Here is a 16,001-nt window from a genome sequence, read left to right as displayed (position 1 = left end):
CGGACGCTCTGCGTTCGGCTTTGGATGGGACGCGGAGCGTCCCGGGCTACATTCCCACGCGGAGCGTGGGAACGATCAGTACGGAGTTATTCAGCCGTCGAAGGCTTCTCCCAAAGATTGACCCCACCCTCTTGGGCAAACCGATCAATCTCCGCCAGTTCTTCCACGCTAAAATTCAGATTCTTCAATGCCCCGACATTCTCGATAATCTGCTCCGGCCGGCTCGCGCCGATCAGCGCCGAGGTCACCCGTGGATCGCGCAGGGTCCAGGCCAGCGCCAACTGCGCCAGGCTCTGACCACGGCGTTTGGCGATTTCATTGAGCGCCCGCACATGGGCGATGTTGGCTTCGGACAGGTGAGCCGCCTGCAGCGAACCACCGCCCGGACGATTGACCCGTGCATCCGCTGGCACGCCATTTAGGTACTTGTCGGTCAACAGCCCCTGAGCCAACGGCGTGAAGGCGATCACGCCAGTGCCGAGTTCATCGGTGGTCTCCAGCAGGTCCTTTTCCACCCAGCGGTTGAGCAGGTTGTAGGCCGGTTGGTGGATCAGCAACGGTACTTTCCACTCCTTCAGCAACCCGGCGATTTCACGGGTTTTCACCCCGGAATAGGACGAGATGCCGATGTACAGCGCCTTGCCCTGCTGCACGGCAGTGGCCAGTGCGCTGGCGGTTTCTTCAAGCGGCGTGTCCGGGTCAAAGCGGTGGGAATAGAAGATGTCTACGTAATCGAGGCCCAGACGTTGCAGACTCTGGTCGAGGCTGGCCAGCACGTATTTACGCGAACCACCGCCCTGACCGTAAGGGCCGGCCCACATATCCCAACCGGCCTTGCTGGAGATGATCAACTCATCGCGGTACTGCTTGAAGTCTTCACGCAGCAAACGACCGAAGTTGATCTCGGCGCTGCCATACGGCGGGCCGTAGTTGTTGGCCAGGTCGAAATGGTTGATGCCCAGATCGAATGCCGTGCGCAGCAACGAACGCTGGGTGTCGATCGGCGTGCTGTCGCCGAAGTTGTGCCACAAGCCCAGGGACAGTGCCGGCAGCACCAGCCCGCTGCGCCCCACGCGGCGGTAAGGGATGGAATCGTAGCGGTTTTCGGCAGCGGTGTAGGTCATCGAATCCTCTCTTGTCTGTCTTGAATGGGGTATCGACTGCTTTGCAAGTTGCCCAGCATACGCTTGGACAAACGCCGATAAACCTCGGACTCGAGAAAATGCTGAAACGTTTCACAGAAGATCGTTCCCACGCTCTGCGTGGGAACGATCAAGAGCAGCGAGCAAGGTCAAACAGCCCCCTCAAACACCTCCCCCAACCAATCCACAAACACCCGAACCCGTGGCGACATGTGTTTGTTATGGGGATACAAAACGGAAACCGGCATCGGTGGCGGTGGTGTGTCGGTGAGGATTTCCCGCACCAGCCCTTGGGAAATCAGCGTTTCCATTCGGTAGTGCGGGCACTGAATCAACCCCAGGCCTGCAATCGCCGAGGCGGCGTAAATCTCCGCACCGAACACCGACAATGCGCCATCGATGGTCACTTCTTGCAGCTCGCCATCCACCATGAATTCAAACGGAAACAACTTGGCGGTGGTGCGCGAAACGTAGTTCACCGCGCGGTGTTTTTTCAGGTCCTCGAGGTTTTTCGGTTCGCCGTATTTGCGCAGGTAGGCGGGGCTGGCGCAGGTAATCTGCCGCAAGTTGGCGACACGTTTACCGATCAGTGCCGAGTCGCCCAAGGTGCCGGCGCGTAACACGCAATCAACGCCTTCGGCGATCAGGTCGACGAAGCGGTCGGCTTCGCTGATGGACAGTTCGATATCCGGGTAGCGCGCCATGAATTGCGGCAACGCCGGGATCACGAAGTGCTTGGCCAAGGTACCGTGCAGATCCACTCGCAACCGCCCTTTCGGCGCTACGCTGCGAAATGCAAGTTCGGCCTCTTCCAGTTCCGCCAGCAACTGCACGCAACGCAGGTAATACGCCTCGCCATCCAGGGTCGGACGGACCTTGCGAGTGCTGCGCTCCAATAAACGGGTACCGAGCCAGGCTTCGAACTGATTCAGCGTGTGGGTCAGCGTCGCCCGCGGCAGATTCAGGTCATCGGCCGCCAGGGTGAAGCTGCTGCGCTCGTAGATCCGCACGAACACCTTCATCGCTTTGACTTGGTCCACGGGTCACTCCTGGCGCTCGATTGTTGGCGATTATTGAACAGTCAAGGCAACTCTCATGCATTTATCGGCCTGAGTAAACATGTGAGTCTGGCTCCACTTCAAACCACTCCAAGGAATCAACGCCATGACTGCTCAAACTTCGAAAGTTGCCATCGTGACCGGCGCCTCCCGCGGCATCGGCGCTGTGATCGCCAGGCAACTGGCCAGCGAAGGTTTCGCCGTCGCCATCAACTACGCCAGCAGCGCCACTGAAGCCTCAAAACTGGTTGTGGAGTTGCGTCAGGCCGGGCATCAGGCCATAGCGGTCAAGGCTGACGTGGCCAATGCCGATGACGTGCGCCGGTTGTTCGACGAAACCGAAGCGCAACTGGGCAAGGTCGATGCGCTGATCAACAACGCCGGCATCCTCAAAGTGATGCCGCTGGCGCAGCACACCGACGAACTGTTCGACCAGACTTTCAACATCCACGCTCGCGGCACCTTCAACACCTTGCGTGAAGCGGCGACGCGTCTGAACAGCGGTGGCCGGATCATCAACTTCTCCAGCAGCACCGTTGGCCTTAACTTGCCGGGCTACGCGGTGTACATCGCCAGCAAAGCGGCTGTGGAATCCCTGACCCAGGTGTTCGCCAAGGAAATGCGCGGTCGCAACATCACCGTCAACGCGGTGGCGCCTGGCCCGGTGGCGACTGAGCTGTTTTTGCACGGCAAGAGCGAAGAGCAAATCCAGACTTTCGCCAAGATGCCTCCACTGGAGCGTTTGGGTCAGCCGGAGGATATTACTCGCGTTGTGTCGTTTCTGGTGGGGCCGGATTCGGCTTGGGTCAATGGGCAGATTTTGCGGGTGAATGGTGGGTTGGTTTAAGCGCAGCGGTGCCTATGCTCAATAAGTAGCAAGGACACCGAGGTGACCCCATCGCGAGCAGGCTCGCTCCCACAGATGACCGAGCTCTCATCCAGCAACGCGGTTGAATGTGGGAGCGAGCCTGCTCGCGATGGCTGCCTCAAAAGCAATGCATACCTGAAGGGTGGACTCACCATGCACACAGCAATCATCATCTTCTTCGGCCTGGTCCTGCTGGCGCTGATGCTGTTCATCGGCGAGAAAATCGGTTTCCCCCGCCAGACCCTGGCCTACAGCTTTGTCGTGCTGTGGCTGGCGTTGACCTTGATCAACGGCGCGGTCGGCATGGTCAACGCCGGCCAGCCGTTGAGCACGGAACTGGTGGTGGGTAGCGCAGTATTCGGCGTGCCGGTGGCGGCATTGGTGTTGTTCATGACGATGAGCACTGACGCCTGACAAGACGTCAGCGCCACCCTTCTCAATCAACGCACCAGGTGCAGGAACTGCATGTGCCGCTCGTACTGGTCGAGGATGTCGTTGATAACCTGCTCCTTGGTGTAGCCCACCAGATCGTAATCCTGGCTGCCCTCGCGCAAATGCACTTCGGCCCGGTGGTAACGACGGTTGTTGAGTTGCTTGGAACCCATGCCGCCACGGGCGAACGACGGCGTGAAGTACCCGCGCATCTGCACCTGATAGATGAACGGATGCAGTTCGCCGTGACCGATCTCCAGGCTGACGTTGTCATTGGCCGGATCGGGCTGAGTGACCACGTGCAAGCCCTTCTCGACGAACACTGCCGTCACTTCTTCAATCGCCGGACGCACCGTCGTATCGAGGAAGCGATAGACCTCATCGCGCGACGGGAAATGCACCGCCTGACTCAAGCGCTGACGCCAACCACCGCGCCGCGAGCCGGACACCGGCGCAAGGGAATGCAGTTGCGCGATCTGCTTCTGCGATTCCAGATAAAACGCCTTGTGCAGCCCCCACATCATCAGCAGCAAAATCATCGAGAACGGTAACGACGTCAGCACCACTGCTGACTTCAACGCATCGATGCTGCCGGAGAACAACAGCGCGCTGGTCACCAACGCCGTCATCGCGCCCCAGAACACTCGCAGCCATTTCGGCCCGTCTTCATCCGGGTTGCCACCCTTGGCGGACAACGTCGACAACACCACAGTGCCGGAGTCGGCGGAGGTCACGAAGAACACGAAGCTGATGAACACCGTGACCGCAATCACGGTTTTGCTCCACGGGTAGGTTTCCAGCAGCAGGTACAGGGTCATCGACGGGTTGTCGATGGCCGACATGCCGAGCGCACTCATGCCGTGGTTGAGGACCTGGTCGATGGCGCTGTTGCCGAAGATCGACATCCACGCCAGAGTGAAACCAAGCGGAATCAACAGCACGCCGAAGACGAACTCACGGATGGTCCGGCCCCGGGAAATCCGCGCGATGAACAGGCCCACGAACGGCGACCATGCAATCCACCAGGCCCAGTAGAACACCGTCCAGCCGCCCAGCCAGTCGCTCGGTTTATCGTAGGCGTAGAGGTCGAAACTCTTCATTGGCAAGGCGCCGAGGTAATCGCCGATGTTCTGGATCAGTGTGTTGAGCAAGTGCTGGGTGGGGCCAGCGAACAACACGAACAGCAGCAGCGCACAGGCCAGTAGCATGTTGATGTCGGACATCACCCGTACGCCTTTATCGACGCCGGACACCGCGACGATGATCGCCGCGCCCATCATCAGCGTGATCAGGCCGACCTGAATCCACTGGGTGTGGGCGATGCCGAACAGGTAATCGAGGCCCGAGTTGAGGTGCAATACGCCAAAGCCCATATCCGCGCCGAGGCCGAACACCGTGGCAATGATGCCGAAGCCGTCCACCGCGTAGCCGATCGGGCCGTTAATGCGCTTGCCGATCAGCGGGTATAGCGCCGAACGCAGAGCCAGCGGCAGGTTATGTCGATAGGCGAAATAGGCCAGCGCCATGCCGACGAAGGCGAACACGCCCCAACCGTGCAGGCCCCAGTGCAGAAACAGAATCTGCATCGCCTGACGCGCCGCATCCGCCGTACCAGCCTCACCTTGCGGCGGTTGTGCCAGGTGCGTCAGCGGTTCGGACACGCAAAAGAAAAACAGCGTGATGCTGATCCCGGCGGCAAACAGCATGCCGGCCCAGGACAGGTAGCTGAATTCGGGCTCGTCGTGGTCGGCACCGAGCTTGATCTTGCCGTAGCCAGACAAGGCGGTGACCACCACGAAGACCAGATACAGCGTCATCGCGAGCATGTAGTACCAACCGACCGTATTGGCCGCCCAGTTTTGCGCTTGCAGAAGCCAGGCACCGGCCTGTTCGGGTATCGCCATGACCACAACGGCGAACAACAAAATAAAGGTCGCCGCGAAATAAAACACCGGCGGATTCATGCGGACCTGGCCGCTTGCGGGGGTAGACGATGCACTCATGAAAAGTGCACCTCGAGAGGGCGAAACAGGGCAATCAATAACGGACTCGGCAAAGGCAAGCCTCCTGTTGTGAGCGGGCAGCAAACCGACGGTTTAACTTGAATGAGCGTTCAAGTTAAACATGGATAGGGGGCTAAGGACTAATCGCAGGGCTCGGCGGTCGCTTTCCTACATTAGTTCAGGGAAGGATATGACTTGGGGTTTGGAATGCCTTATCTCGGTTCGGCATGAAATCAATCGCGAGCAGGCTCGCTCCCACAGTGGATCTCCAGTGAACACAAGAACTGTGAACGACACGGAACAGTGTGGGAGCGAGCCTGCTCGCGATGGGGCCAGATCAGTCACCAGATACTCAGGGACCTACTTCTGCGTCCCATCATCATGCTGCAAATTCGCCTGGCTGAGGTTGCACCCCGCCGGCACACTGCGGGTCAGCCAGACATTGCCGCCAATGGTCGAGCCTTTGCCGATGGTGATGCGCCCCAGAATCGTCGCGCCGGCATAGATCACCACATCGTCCTCGACGATCGGATGCCGCGGGTGGCCCTTCTGCAACTGGCCGTCTTCGTCCGCCGGGAAGCGCTTGGCGCCCAGGGTCACCGCTTGATAAATCCGCACGCGCTCGCCAATGATCGCGGTCTCGCCGATCACCACGCCCGTCCCGTGATCGATAAAGAAACTGCGACCGATCTGCGCCCCCGGATGGATGTCGATGCCAGTGGCCGAGTGGGCGATTTCCGCGCTGATCCGCGCCAGCAGCGGCAACCCGGCACGGTACAAATGGTGAGCCAGACGATGGTGAATCACCGCCAGAATTCCCGGATAGCAGAGCAACACTTCATCGACACTGCGAGCCGCCGGGTCGCCGTGATAGGCCGCCAGTACGTCGGTGTCCAGCAGAGTGCGCAGCCCCGGCAAAGCCAGTGCGAAATCCTGAATGATCTGGATGGTTTTGGCCTCGACTTCAGTGTCGGCCTGGGCACTGTGGCGCGCGGCGTAACGCAGTTCGAGCCGCGCCTGAGCCAGCAACGCGTTCAGTGCGACATCGAGTGTGTGGCCGACGTAGAAGTCTTCACTCTCCTCGCGCAAATCCACCGGGCCCAGACGCATCGGGAACAGCGCACCGCACAAGGCTTCGAGAATATCCGCCATGGCCGCTCGGGACGGCAACTCGCGACCGCCCTGCTCGCCGCTGGCACGGCCGTTTTGTGCGCGCCACTGCTCGCGCGCCGTACGCAGTTGGCTGACGATGGTCTGCAATTGCCAATGGCTGGAACGCTCGCTCACGGTAAAAACTCCTCACGGGCGGCCGGACTGTCTGGCCGCGTTAACCGCGATTACTTTACGGCAACGGCTTGCAGCCGAATTAAGAACCAATAGTGCTGTGCTCAATACTTTTGGCTATAAGCGATTGGCAGTTGCCCCACTAAATACCCGTGCCTATAGTCCTGACATCTTCCTCCGCCAGTACGGACCCATGATCAAACAACAGCTTGCCCGCTTTAACCGCCTCGACCTGCTCGGTCATCCTACCCCCCTGGAAAAACTCGAACGCCTGTCGACCTGGCTGGGCCGCGATGTGTACGTCAAACGCGATGACCTGACGCCATTGGCACTGGGTGGCAACAAGCTACGCAAACTCGAATACCTGGCTGCCGATGCCCTGGCCCAGGGCGCTGATACATTGATCACTGCAGGCGCGATCCAGTCCAACCACGTGCGCCAGACCGCTGCCATTGCAGCCAAGCTTGGCCTGGGCTGCGTGGCCCTGCTGGAAAATCCGCTGGGCACTGACGACAGCAACTATATCGGCAACGGCAATCGGCTGTTGCTGGACCTGTTCGATGCCAAGGTCGAGCTGGTGGAAAACCTCGACAACGCCGACGAGCAATTGGAAGCGCTGGCCGGGCGTCTGCGCAGTAACGGCAAGAAGCCGTATCTGGTGCCGATTGGTGGCTCGAATGCATTGGGCGCTTTGGGTTATGTCCGTGCCGGCCTGGAGCTGGCCGAACAGATCAAGGACACCGGGCTGCAATTCGCCGCGGTGGTGCTGGCGTCCGGCAGTGCTGGCACCCACAGCGGCCTGGCGCTGGCCTTGAGCGAAGCACTGCCGGATTTGCCAGTGATCGGCGTGACTGTTTCCCGTAGCGATGAAGATCAACGACCGAAAGTCCAAGGCCTCGCCGAGCGCACGGCCGAGTTGCTGGGCGTGGGCCTGCCGGCGAATTTCAAAATCGATTTGTGGGACGAATATTTCGGCCCGCGTTATGGCGAGCCGAATGCCGGGACACTGTCGGCGCTGAAGCTGCTGGCGAGCCAGGAGGGGTTGTTACTGGATCCGGTGTACACAGGCAAGGCCATGGCCGGTTTGCTCGACGGCATTGGGCGCCAGCGCTTCAATGACGGCCCGATCATCTTCCTGCACACCGGTGGGGCGCCGGCACTGTTTGCCTACAAAGACTTTCTGTAAATGATTGTTCCCACGCTCTGCGTGGGAATGCCGCCCGTGACGCTCCGCGTCACTGGACGCGGAGCGTCCCTAGAGGCATTCCCACGCAGAGCGTGGGAACAATCACTTAGCAAAAAAAAGAATAACAAACTCAATATTTAGTATTTTCCTATCTAAAGACAACATCATATAGTCGCGCCGCAGGCGAATTTGCAGCAAGACGCATAAGCTGCTTTAGGGCAGGATATCGCAGTCGTTCAAATCCCGAATTTGCCAACTTTCCTTAAGCGTCTTCCATAAGAAAACACAGGGGCTTGTCATGAATTTTTCCGCATTACGTCGAAATCTGCTGGTGGGTTCGCTGGGCCTGGCGCTGAGCGCCGGCCTGCTCGGGCAGGCAGTGGCCGGTGAGCAACTGCAAAAAATCAAGGACGCAGGCGTGATCAACGTCGGTCTGGAAGGCACCTATCCACCGTTCAGCTTCGTCGACGAGGCCGGCAAACTGAGCGGCTTCGAAGTCGAGTTCTCCGAAGCCTTGGCCAAAGAGCTGGGCGTGAAGGTCAAACTGCAGCCGACCAAATGGGAAGGCATCCTCGCCGCCCTGGAATCCAAGCGTCTGGACGCGGTGATCAACCAGGTGACCATCACCGAAGAGCGCAAGAAGAAGTACGACTTCTCCACGCCTTACACCGTTTCCGGGATTCAGGCGCTGACCCTGACCAAAAACAAAGACACCATCAAGACCGCCGCCGATCTGGCCGGCAAGAAAGTCGGCGTAGGCCTGGGCACCAACTACGAGCAGTGGGTGAAGGAGAATGTGCCTAAGGCTGACGTCCGCACCTACGAAGATGATCCGAGCAAGTTCCAGGATCTGCGCGTCGGCCGCATCGACGCCATTCTGATCGACCGCCTGGCCGCGCTGGAATATGCCAGGAAGGCCAAGGACACTGCCGCCGCCGGCGAAGCGTTCTCCCGCCAGGAAGCCGGTATTGCCCTGCGCAAAGGCGAACCTGAGCTGCTGGCTGCGGTGAACAAAGCCATCGACAAGCTGCGTGCCGACGGTACGCTGAAAAAGCTGTCGGAAAAATACTTCAGCGCTGACGTCACTCAATAATGGGAGAAGCTTTCCAACTTGCGCTGGACTCCGCGCCCTTTCTGCTCAAGGGCGCGTACTACACGGTCATCCTGAGCCTGGGCGGAATGTTCTTCGGCCTGCTGATGGGCTTCGGCCTGGCGTTGATGCGGCTGTCGCGCTTCAAACTGGTGAGCTGGATCGCCCGCATCTACGTGTCGTTCTTTCGCGGCACACCGTTGCTGGTGCAACTGTTCGTGATCTATTACGGCTTGCCGCAATTGGGTATCGAACTTGATCCGCTGCCGGCTGCCCTGATCGGCTTCTCGCTGAACATGGCCGCCTACGCCTGCGAAATCCTGCGTGCTGCCATCAGCTCCATCGAGCGCGGCCAGTGGGAAGCCGCCGCCAGTATCGGCATGACCCGTGCGCAAACCCTGCGCCGGGCCATCCTGCCGCAAGCGGCGCGCACGGCCTTGCCACCGTTGGGCAACAGCTTTATCTCGCTGGTCAAGGACACGGCGCTGGCAGCCACCATTCAGGTGCCGGAGCTGTTCCGTCAGGCACAGCTGATTACCGCTCGCACCTTCGAAATTTTCACCATGTATCTTGCCGCTGCGCTCATCTACTGGGTTCTGGCCACGGTGCTATCGCACCTGCAGAACCAGTTGGAAGCGCGGGTCAATCGGCACGACCAGGAGTCCTGACCCAATGATTGTCGTGGAAAAACTGACAAAGCAGTTCAAGGGTCAGGTGGTGCTCAACGGCATCGATCTGCAGGTGAAGGAAGGCGAGGTGGTGGCGATCATCGGCCCCAGCGGCTCGGGCAAGACCACCTTCCTGCGTTGCCTGAACTTTCTCGAGGAGCCTAGCAGCGGCCGGATCAAGGTCGGCGACATCGAGATCGATGGCAGCCGTCCCCTGAACCAGCAGCAGAGCCTGGTACGGCGCTTGCGCCAGCACGTGGGCTTTGTGTTCCAGAACTTCAACCTGTTCCCCCATCGCACGGCCCTGGAAAACGTGATCGAAGGCCCGTTGGTGGTGAAAAAGATCCCGCGCGCCGAAGCCGTTGCCCTGGGTAAAAAGCTGTTGGCCAAGGTCGGCCTGGCGGGCAAGGAAGACGCTTACCCGCGACGCCTCTCCGGCGGTCAGCAACAGCGTGTAGCGATTGCCCGGGCGTTGGCGATGGAACCGGAAGTGATCCTGTTCGATGAACCGACCTCGGCGCTGGACCCGGAACTGGTGGGTGAAGTGTTGGCGACCATCCGTGGCCTGGCCGAGGAGAAACGCACCATGGTGATCGTTACCCACGAAATGGGTTTTGCCCGGGACGTGGCCAACCGTGTGGTGTTTTTCGACAAGGGTGTGATCGTCGAACAAGGCGAAGCCAAGGCACTGTTTGCCAACCCGAAAGAGGAACGGACGAAGCAGTTTCTCAGCAAGTTCCTTAATAACGCTTAGTGCTACCGCACTCAAAAACTGTCAACTTCCATGGATGGAAGTGACATCAACTCCGCTATATAAAAGCCAATAGCATCTTTCAACGACTCACACAATTCGCCCCCACCCTAAATAACTTCCCGGCATCCCATGCGGTACATATATATGTCCTGCAACAGATTCATATCGCCTAAAATTTATAAAATACCCTGCTACCCACGCTCAGAGGGTTGCTGCCTCAGAGGCATAAAACCCACCAAATACCACACTTTATTCGACAGAGTGATGCGGTTTATTAACCATACTGCGTAGGAGCTTTCTGAATCGCGCAAGAACTAACCTTTAACCAACCCACGCTATTGACACCTATTCAAACGCACTCTTATCTAGTTCCCAACAGGCAACAGTCATCACACTCATTATTATTTAATCGCGCCAATAGCGAATCGTTTTGTTGCTTGGTAATTCACGCCTTTCGATCTTTCAGAAATGGACTTCGCGGCAAAGCCTCAAGGAGAGAAACCCATGACCAGCACTTCCAACAAACCTGAACTTGCAGCCCCGACCCTGGCGCAAAGCCACAAGGCCGGTATCAACATCACCTCGGCCGCGCACCTTATGATCGACGTGCCACCCTACCCCGGCATGGACGAAGGCGATCTGATCGAGCTGTTTTGGGACAACTGCTACGTGGCCTCCTGTGTCTTGAGTGCCGATCATGGCAGCACAGCCGTGAGTCTGCGGGTGCCGGAAAGCTTCATTGCCAATGGTTCTGCCCGCGTCCATTACAAGGTCATGCAGGTGGGGCAAGGGCCAGCGGTATCACCGGCGGCGCGCGTCCAGATCAAACTCGATTGCCCGGGCGGCCTGCCCTCGCCCCTTTGCGACGAGGAAAACCAGAGCCTGGCGCCGGTGTTTATCCCCGAGACCATTCGCCGTCAGGGGGTCAATCCGAACCAGGTCAAACGCGGTGTCCCGTTGACCATCGAACCGTACCTGAACATGGCCGCCGACGACGAAATCACCTTGCGCTGGGGCGACGTGCGCATGGACCTGCCCAAGCTCAAGGCTTGCGATGTGGGTCAGCCGATTCAGGTGTGGGTGCCCCCGGCGATCATTGTCGAAGCCGGCGAAGACCTTCGATTGGAAGTGACCTACTGCATCCTCGACCGCGTGGGTAACAACTCACGCTGGGCACCGGCACGCACACTGAAGATCGGCTGTGCCAATCCCTACCTGAAAGTGCCGCAGAAAGAAGCGCTCATGGCCGCTGAATCCCGGAAGAAGTGAAGACCCTGTAGCAACACTCCTGTTGTGTCATGAGGTTTTTTTGTGGCGAGGGAGCTTGCTCCCGCTGGGGTGCGAAGCGCCCCTGAAACCGACAAACGCGTTCTTTCAGATTGAACCCCGTTAACGATTTTTGCGACTGCTGCGCAGCCGAGCGGGAGCAAGCTCCCTCGCCACGGGGGCTCCGACCACGTGGGCGAAGTCACCCTTCTATACATATTCCTAAAAGTTAGTTCATTAATTATTTATACACGTTTAGGGTATATACACCGGACCACCGGACATTCGTGTTTTTCGTTCGCCGCAACCCATGCGGCGCTTTCATGAGATGTGAGGTAGGTATGGTCCGGAACACAATCACCCCAGTGCAAATCGCCAGGGCATTGCGTGCAGCCAAGGAGCGGCACTGATGTCCAGTCTGGCAGACGCAGTAATCCAGAGTGATCTGGACATCGCCCCATTGTTGTTGCCCGCGCAGGTCTTGCGCAACGACGCACAAGCCATCAAGGCGGCCCATGAGCTGGCGCAAGTCGCCCGCCTGCAAGCAGCCAAACGTGACCAGCAACGCAAGTTGCCGTGGTCGGAAATCGAGCAGTTCACCCGCAGCGGTCTGGGCAGTATTTCCATCCCGCGAGAATACGGTGGCCCGCAGGTTTCATTCGTCACCCTGGCCTCGGTGTTCGCGATCATTTCCGCGGCCGATCCGGCGTTGGGGCAAATCCCGCAGAACCAGTTCGGGATTCTCAACCTGATCCTCGGCAGCGCCACCGAATCGCAGAAAAAACAGCTGTTCAAAAGTGTGCTCGAAGGCTGGCGGATCGGTAACGCGGGACCGGAGCGCGGAACCAAAAACACCCTGGAGCTCAAGGCGCGGATCAGCGCCGACGGCGATGGCTTCGTCATCAACGGGCAGAAGTTCTATTCCACCGGCGCGTTGTTCGCCCACTGGGTCGCAGTCAAGGCGCTGAACGACGACGGCAAGCAAGTGCTGGCCTTCGTCCGTCGCGGCACACCAGGGCTGCGCATCGTTGATGACTGGTCGGGGTTCGGCCAGCGCACCACTGCCAGCGGCACCATTTTGCTCAACAACGTACGGGTCGACGCCGAGCTGGTGGTGGATAACTGGAAGATCAACGACAGCCCGAATACTCAAGGCGCCGTGTCGCAGCTGATTCAAGCAGCCATCGACGCCGGCATCGCCCGGGGCGCCATCGATGACGCCATCGAGTTCGTGCAAAAACGCGCACGCCCCTGGATCGACGCCAAGGTCGACCGGGCCAGCGACGACCTCTATGTGATCGCCGACATCGGCAAGCTGAAAATCGAACTGCACGCCGCCGAAGCGTTGTTGCGCAAGGCCGGGCAAGTACTCGATCAGGTCAACGCCGCGCCGCTCACCGCCGAGTCCGCTGCGCGCTCCTCGATTGCCGTGGCGGAAGCCAAAGTGCTGACCACCGAGATCTCGCTGCAGGCCAGCGAAAAGCTCTTCGAACTGGCCGGCAGCCGCGCCACCCTCACCGAATTCAACCTTGACCGCCACTGGCGCAATGCCCGAGTGCACACGCTGCACGACCCGGTGCGCTGGAAGTATCACGCGATTGGCGCTTACCACCTCAATGGAACCTTGCCTGCGCGGCATTCCTGGATCTGACGACCAGACATCTGGAGAAACACATGACTCTTTCTCACCACGTCGCGGTCATCACCAGCGATGAGCAAGCCCTGATTGTCGCCAGTGACCTGGCCGACGATTTCAAACGCGACAGCGCCCTGCGCGACCGCGAGCGTCGTTTGCCATACCCGGAGCTGGAAGTATTTTCCCGTTCGGGTCTTTGGGGCATCAGCGTGCCAAAGGAATATGGCGGCGCCGGGGTTTCCAACGTCACCCTGGCCAAGGTCATCGCGTTGATCGCCCAGGCCGACGGCTCCCTCGGACAAATCCCGCAGAACCATTTCTATGCCCTTGAAGTGCTGCGCGTGAACGGCACCGATGAGCAGAAAAAACGCCTGTACGCAGAAGTGTTGGCCGGCCAGCGCTTCGGCAATGCACTCGCGGAACTGGGCACCAAAACCGCCCATGACCGCGTCACCAGCCTGACTCGCGATGGCAACGGCTACCGCATCAACGGTCGCAAGTTCTACGCCACCGGCGCCATTTACGCCCAGCGCATCCCGACGTCGGTGGTTGACGAAAACGGCGTGCAGCAACTGGCCTTCGTCCCGCGCAACAGCAAAGGGCTGACGGTGATCGACGACTGGAGTGGCTTCGGCCAGCGCACCACCGGCAGCGGCTCAGTGGTGTTCGAGGACGTCTACGTCGCCGCCGAGGATGTGATCCCGTTTCAAAGCGCATTCGAGCGCCCGACCACCGTCGGCCCGTTGGCGCAGATTCTCCATGCCGCCATCGACACTGGCATCGCCCGCGCCGCTTACGAAGATGCACTGCATTTTGTGCGCACCAAGACCCGGCCGTGGATCGACGCCACTCATGAAAAAGCCACCGAAGACCCGCTGACCATCAAGAGCTTCGGCCACTTGAGTATCCGCCTGCACGCCACCGAAGCCCTGCTGGAACGCTCCGGCGAATTCCTCGATCAGGCCCAGGCCGACACCAATGCAGAGACCGTCGCCGCCGCGTCGATTGCCGTTGCCGAAGCCCGGGCCATCAGCACCGAAATCTCCCTCGCCGCCGGCAGCACACTGTTCGAACTGGCCGGCAGCCAGGCAACCCTGGCCGAACACGGCCTGGATCGCCACTGGCGCAACGCCCGGGTGCATACCCTGCACGACCCGGTGCGCTGGAAATATCACGCCATCGGCAATTACTACCTCAACGATGAAAACCCTCCATTGCGAGGGACTATTTGATGGCTGATGCCAAAAAGAAAATCCTGCTCAACGCGTTCAACATGAACTGCATCGGGCACATCAACCATGGCCTGTGGACGCATCCACGGGACAATTCCACCCAGTACAAAACCATCGAATACTGGACCGAACTGGCTCAGTTGCTGGAACGAGGACTGTTCGACGGTTTGTTCATCGCCGACATCGTCGGCGTGTACGACGTCTATCAAAACTCGGTGGACGTGCCGCTCAAAGAGTCGATCCAGTTGCCGGTCAATGACCCGTTGCTGCTGGTCTCGGCCATGGCTGCGGTCACCAGAAACCTCGGCTTCGGCCTGACCGCCAACCTGACCTACGAACCGCCGTATCTGTTCGCCCGGCGCATGTCGACGCTTGATCATTTGAGCCGTGGGCGGGTCGGCTGGAACATCGTCACCGGCTACCTCGACAGCGCCGCCAAGGCCATGGGCCTGAGCGAACAGGTGGAACACGACCGCCGCTACGACCAGGCCGACGAGTACCTGCAAGTGCTCTACAAACTCTGGGAAGGCAGCTGGGAAAACGGCGCGGTGCTCAACGACCGCGAACAGCGGATCTACGCCCAGCCAGACAAAGTGCACAAGGTCGAGCACAAGGGCGAGTTCTATCAGGTCGAGGGCTATCACCTCTGCGAACCGTCGCCGCAACGCACGCCAGTGCTGTTCCAGGCCGGCAGTTCCGATCGCGGTTTGCTGTTCGCCGGTCGGCATGCCGAGTGCGTATTCATCAGCGGTCAGAACAAACCGGCGACCCGGGTTCAGGTGGACAAGGTGCGCGCCAGCGCCGTCGAGGCCGGGCGCAATCCCTGGGACATCAAGGTGTTCATGGGCTTGAACGTGATTGTCGGTGAGACAGAAGAGCTGGCCTGGGCCAAGCATGCCGAGTACCTGAGCTACGCCAGCGCCGAGGCCGGTGTGGCGCACTTTTCGGCGTCCACCGGGATCGATTTTTCCGAGTACGAACTCGACGAACCAATCCAGTACGTGAAGAGCAACGCCATCCAGTCCGCCACCAAGAACCTGCAAAACAACGACTGGACCCGCCGCAAATTGCTGGAACAACACGCCCTCGGTGGCCGCTACATCACCGTGGTCGGCTCGCCGCAGCAGGTGGCGGATGAGCTGGAATCGTGGATCGCCGAAACCGGCCTGGACGGCTTCAACCTGACACGGATCGTCACCCCGGAAAGCTATGTGGACTTCATTGAACTAGTGATTCCGGAGTTGCAGCGCCGAGGGTCGTACAAGACCGCTTACGACAACGGCAGCCTGCGGGAAAAGCTGTTTCATGGCCAAGCGCATTTGCCTGAACAACACACAGGTTCCCATTACCGACACTAACCCCCGACCCTGATCGTTCCCACG

The 16,001-nt window shown here is 59.5% G+C and carries 14 protein-coding genes; 10 read left to right on the top strand and 4 right to left on the bottom strand.

Translation table 11 applies throughout. The features are described from left to right. Positions 1-86: 86 nt before the first annotated feature. Together mgrA and ACQKPC_RS09375 are read right to left on the bottom strand one after the other, a co-directional pair. Positions 87-1,124, bottom strand: coding sequence for an L-glyceraldehyde 3-phosphate reductase (gene mgrA / locus ACQKPC_RS09380; RefSeq protein WP_427624222.1), 1,038 nt, complete (start codon positions 1,122-1,124; stop codon positions 87-89). Between the two features lie 167 nt (positions 1,125-1,291). After that, positions 1,292-2,182, bottom strand: coding sequence for a LysR family transcriptional regulator (locus ACQKPC_RS09375; RefSeq protein WP_427624220.1), 891 nt, complete (start codon positions 2,180-2,182; stop codon positions 1,292-1,294). Positions 2,183-2,306: 124 nt separating this feature from the next. Here ACQKPC_RS09375 and ACQKPC_RS09370 point away from each other — a divergent pair, with 124 nt between their 5' ends. Beyond that, complete coding sequence (locus tag ACQKPC_RS09370) at positions 2,307-3,047, top strand: SDR family oxidoreductase (protein ID WP_427624219.1); 741 nt, start codon at positions 2,307-2,309, stop codon at positions 3,045-3,047. 174 nt (positions 3,048-3,221) lie between these two features. Beyond that, positions 3,222-3,482: a hypothetical protein gene (locus tag ACQKPC_RS09365; protein WP_427624218.1), complete on the top strand. Its 261-nt coding sequence runs from the start codon at positions 3,222-3,224 to the stop codon at positions 3,480-3,482. A gap of 26 nt (positions 3,483-3,508) precedes the next feature. Here ACQKPC_RS09365 and betT read toward each other — a convergent pair whose 3' ends face one another. After that, complete coding sequence (gene betT, locus ACQKPC_RS09360) at positions 3,509-5,464, bottom strand: choline transporter BetT (RefSeq protein ID WP_427624247.1); 1,956 nt, start codon at positions 5,462-5,464, stop codon at positions 3,509-3,511. Positions 5,465-5,863: 399 nt separating this feature from the next. Continuing rightward, entirely contained in the window at positions 5,864-6,790 is a 927-nt protein-coding gene (epsC, locus tag ACQKPC_RS09355) for a serine O-acetyltransferase EpsC (protein WP_192346547.1), read from the bottom strand. Between the two features lie 190 nt (positions 6,791-6,980). Here epsC and ACQKPC_RS09350 point away from each other — a divergent pair, with 190 nt between their 5' ends. The 8 genes from ACQKPC_RS09350 (at position 6,981) to ACQKPC_RS09315 (ending at position 15,977) form a co-directional block, all read left to right on the top strand. Continuing rightward, positions 6,981-7,973: a D-cysteine desulfhydrase gene (locus tag ACQKPC_RS09350; RefSeq protein WP_427624217.1), complete on the top strand. Its 993-nt coding sequence runs from the start codon at positions 6,981-6,983 to the stop codon at positions 7,971-7,973. 298 nt (positions 7,974-8,271) lie between these two features. Further along, the gene (gene tcyJ / locus ACQKPC_RS09345; RefSeq protein WP_008005157.1) at positions 8,272-9,066 is read left to right on the top strand and encodes a cystine ABC transporter substrate-binding protein; all 795 of its coding nucleotides are present in this window, start codon (positions 8,272-8,274) and stop codon (positions 9,064-9,066) included. Continuing rightward, a complete protein-coding gene (gene tcyL / locus ACQKPC_RS09340; protein WP_007903115.1) occupies positions 9,066-9,731 on the top strand; it encodes a cystine ABC transporter permease in 666 nt (221 codons plus the stop codon). Before tcyJ ends, tcyL begins: the two co-directional genes overlap by 1 nt. Positions 9,732-9,735: 4 nt before the next feature. Then, positions 9,736-10,485, top strand: coding sequence for an L-cystine ABC transporter ATP-binding protein TcyN (tcyN, locus tag ACQKPC_RS09335; RefSeq protein WP_008068688.1), 750 nt, complete (start codon positions 9,736-9,738; stop codon positions 10,483-10,485). A gap of 504 nt (positions 10,486-10,989) precedes the next feature. Next, the gene (locus ACQKPC_RS09330; RefSeq protein ID WP_427624216.1) at positions 10,990-11,754 is read left to right on the top strand and encodes a hypothetical protein; all 765 of its coding nucleotides are present in this window, start codon (positions 10,990-10,992) and stop codon (positions 11,752-11,754) included. Between the two features lie 406 nt (positions 11,755-12,160). Beyond that, the gene (locus ACQKPC_RS09325; RefSeq protein ID WP_427624215.1) at positions 12,161-13,402 is read left to right on the top strand and encodes an SfnB family sulfur acquisition oxidoreductase; all 1,242 of its coding nucleotides are present in this window, start codon (positions 12,161-12,163) and stop codon (positions 13,400-13,402) included. A 23-nt stretch (positions 13,403-13,425) separates the two neighbouring features. After that, complete coding sequence (locus ACQKPC_RS09320; RefSeq protein ID WP_401171908.1) at positions 13,426-14,619, top strand: SfnB family sulfur acquisition oxidoreductase; 1,194 nt, start codon at positions 13,426-13,428, stop codon at positions 14,617-14,619. Beyond that, positions 14,619-15,977: an LLM class flavin-dependent oxidoreductase gene (locus ACQKPC_RS09315; protein ID WP_427624214.1), complete on the top strand. Its 1,359-nt coding sequence runs from the start codon at positions 14,619-14,621 to the stop codon at positions 15,975-15,977. Before ACQKPC_RS09320 ends, ACQKPC_RS09315 begins: the two co-directional genes overlap by 1 nt. The last annotated feature ends 24 nt before the right edge of the window (positions 15,978-16,001 follow it).

The sequence above is a fragment of the Pseudomonas sp. NPDC089918 genome (assembly GCF_050280605.1).
Lineage (GTDB): Bacteria > Pseudomonadota > Gammaproteobacteria > Pseudomonadales > Pseudomonadaceae > Aquipseudomonas.
This window is presented reverse-complemented; position numbering and strand designations above follow the sequence as displayed.

Bases quoted from the DNA above. Each gene is read 5' to 3' on its own strand.
- mgrA (WP_427624222.1), bottom strand. From the start codon at position 1,124: ATGACCTACACCGCTGCCGAAAACCGCTACGATTCCATCCCTTACCGC.
- ACQKPC_RS09370 (WP_427624219.1), top strand. From the start codon at position 2,307: ATGACTGCTCAAACTTCGAAAGTTGCCATCGTGACCGGCGCCTCCCGC.
- ACQKPC_RS09365 (WP_427624218.1), top strand. From the start codon at position 3,222: ATGCACACAGCAATCATCATCTTCTTCGGCCTGGTCCTGCTGGCGCTG.
- betT (WP_427624247.1), bottom strand. From the start codon at position 5,464: ATGAATCCGCCGGTGTTTTATTTCGCGGCGACCTTTATTTTGTTGTTC.
- ACQKPC_RS09350 (WP_427624217.1), top strand. From the start codon at position 6,981: ATGATCAAACAACAGCTTGCCCGCTTTAACCGCCTCGACCTGCTCGGT.
- tcyJ (WP_008005157.1), top strand. From the start codon at position 8,272: ATGAATTTTTCCGCATTACGTCGAAATCTGCTGGTGGGTTCGCTGGGC.
- tcyL (WP_007903115.1), top strand. From the start codon at position 9,066: ATGGGAGAAGCTTTCCAACTTGCGCTGGACTCCGCGCCCTTTCTGCTC.
- tcyN (WP_008068688.1), top strand. From the start codon at position 9,736: ATGATTGTCGTGGAAAAACTGACAAAGCAGTTCAAGGGTCAGGTGGTG.
- ACQKPC_RS09330 (WP_427624216.1), top strand. From the start codon at position 10,990: ATGACCAGCACTTCCAACAAACCTGAACTTGCAGCCCCGACCCTGGCG.
- ACQKPC_RS09325 (WP_427624215.1), top strand. From the start codon at position 12,161: ATGTCCAGTCTGGCAGACGCAGTAATCCAGAGTGATCTGGACATCGCC.
- ACQKPC_RS09320 (WP_401171908.1), top strand. From the start codon at position 13,426: ATGACTCTTTCTCACCACGTCGCGGTCATCACCAGCGATGAGCAAGCC.
- ACQKPC_RS09315 (WP_427624214.1), top strand. From the start codon at position 14,619: ATGGCTGATGCCAAAAAGAAAATCCTGCTCAACGCGTTCAACATGAAC.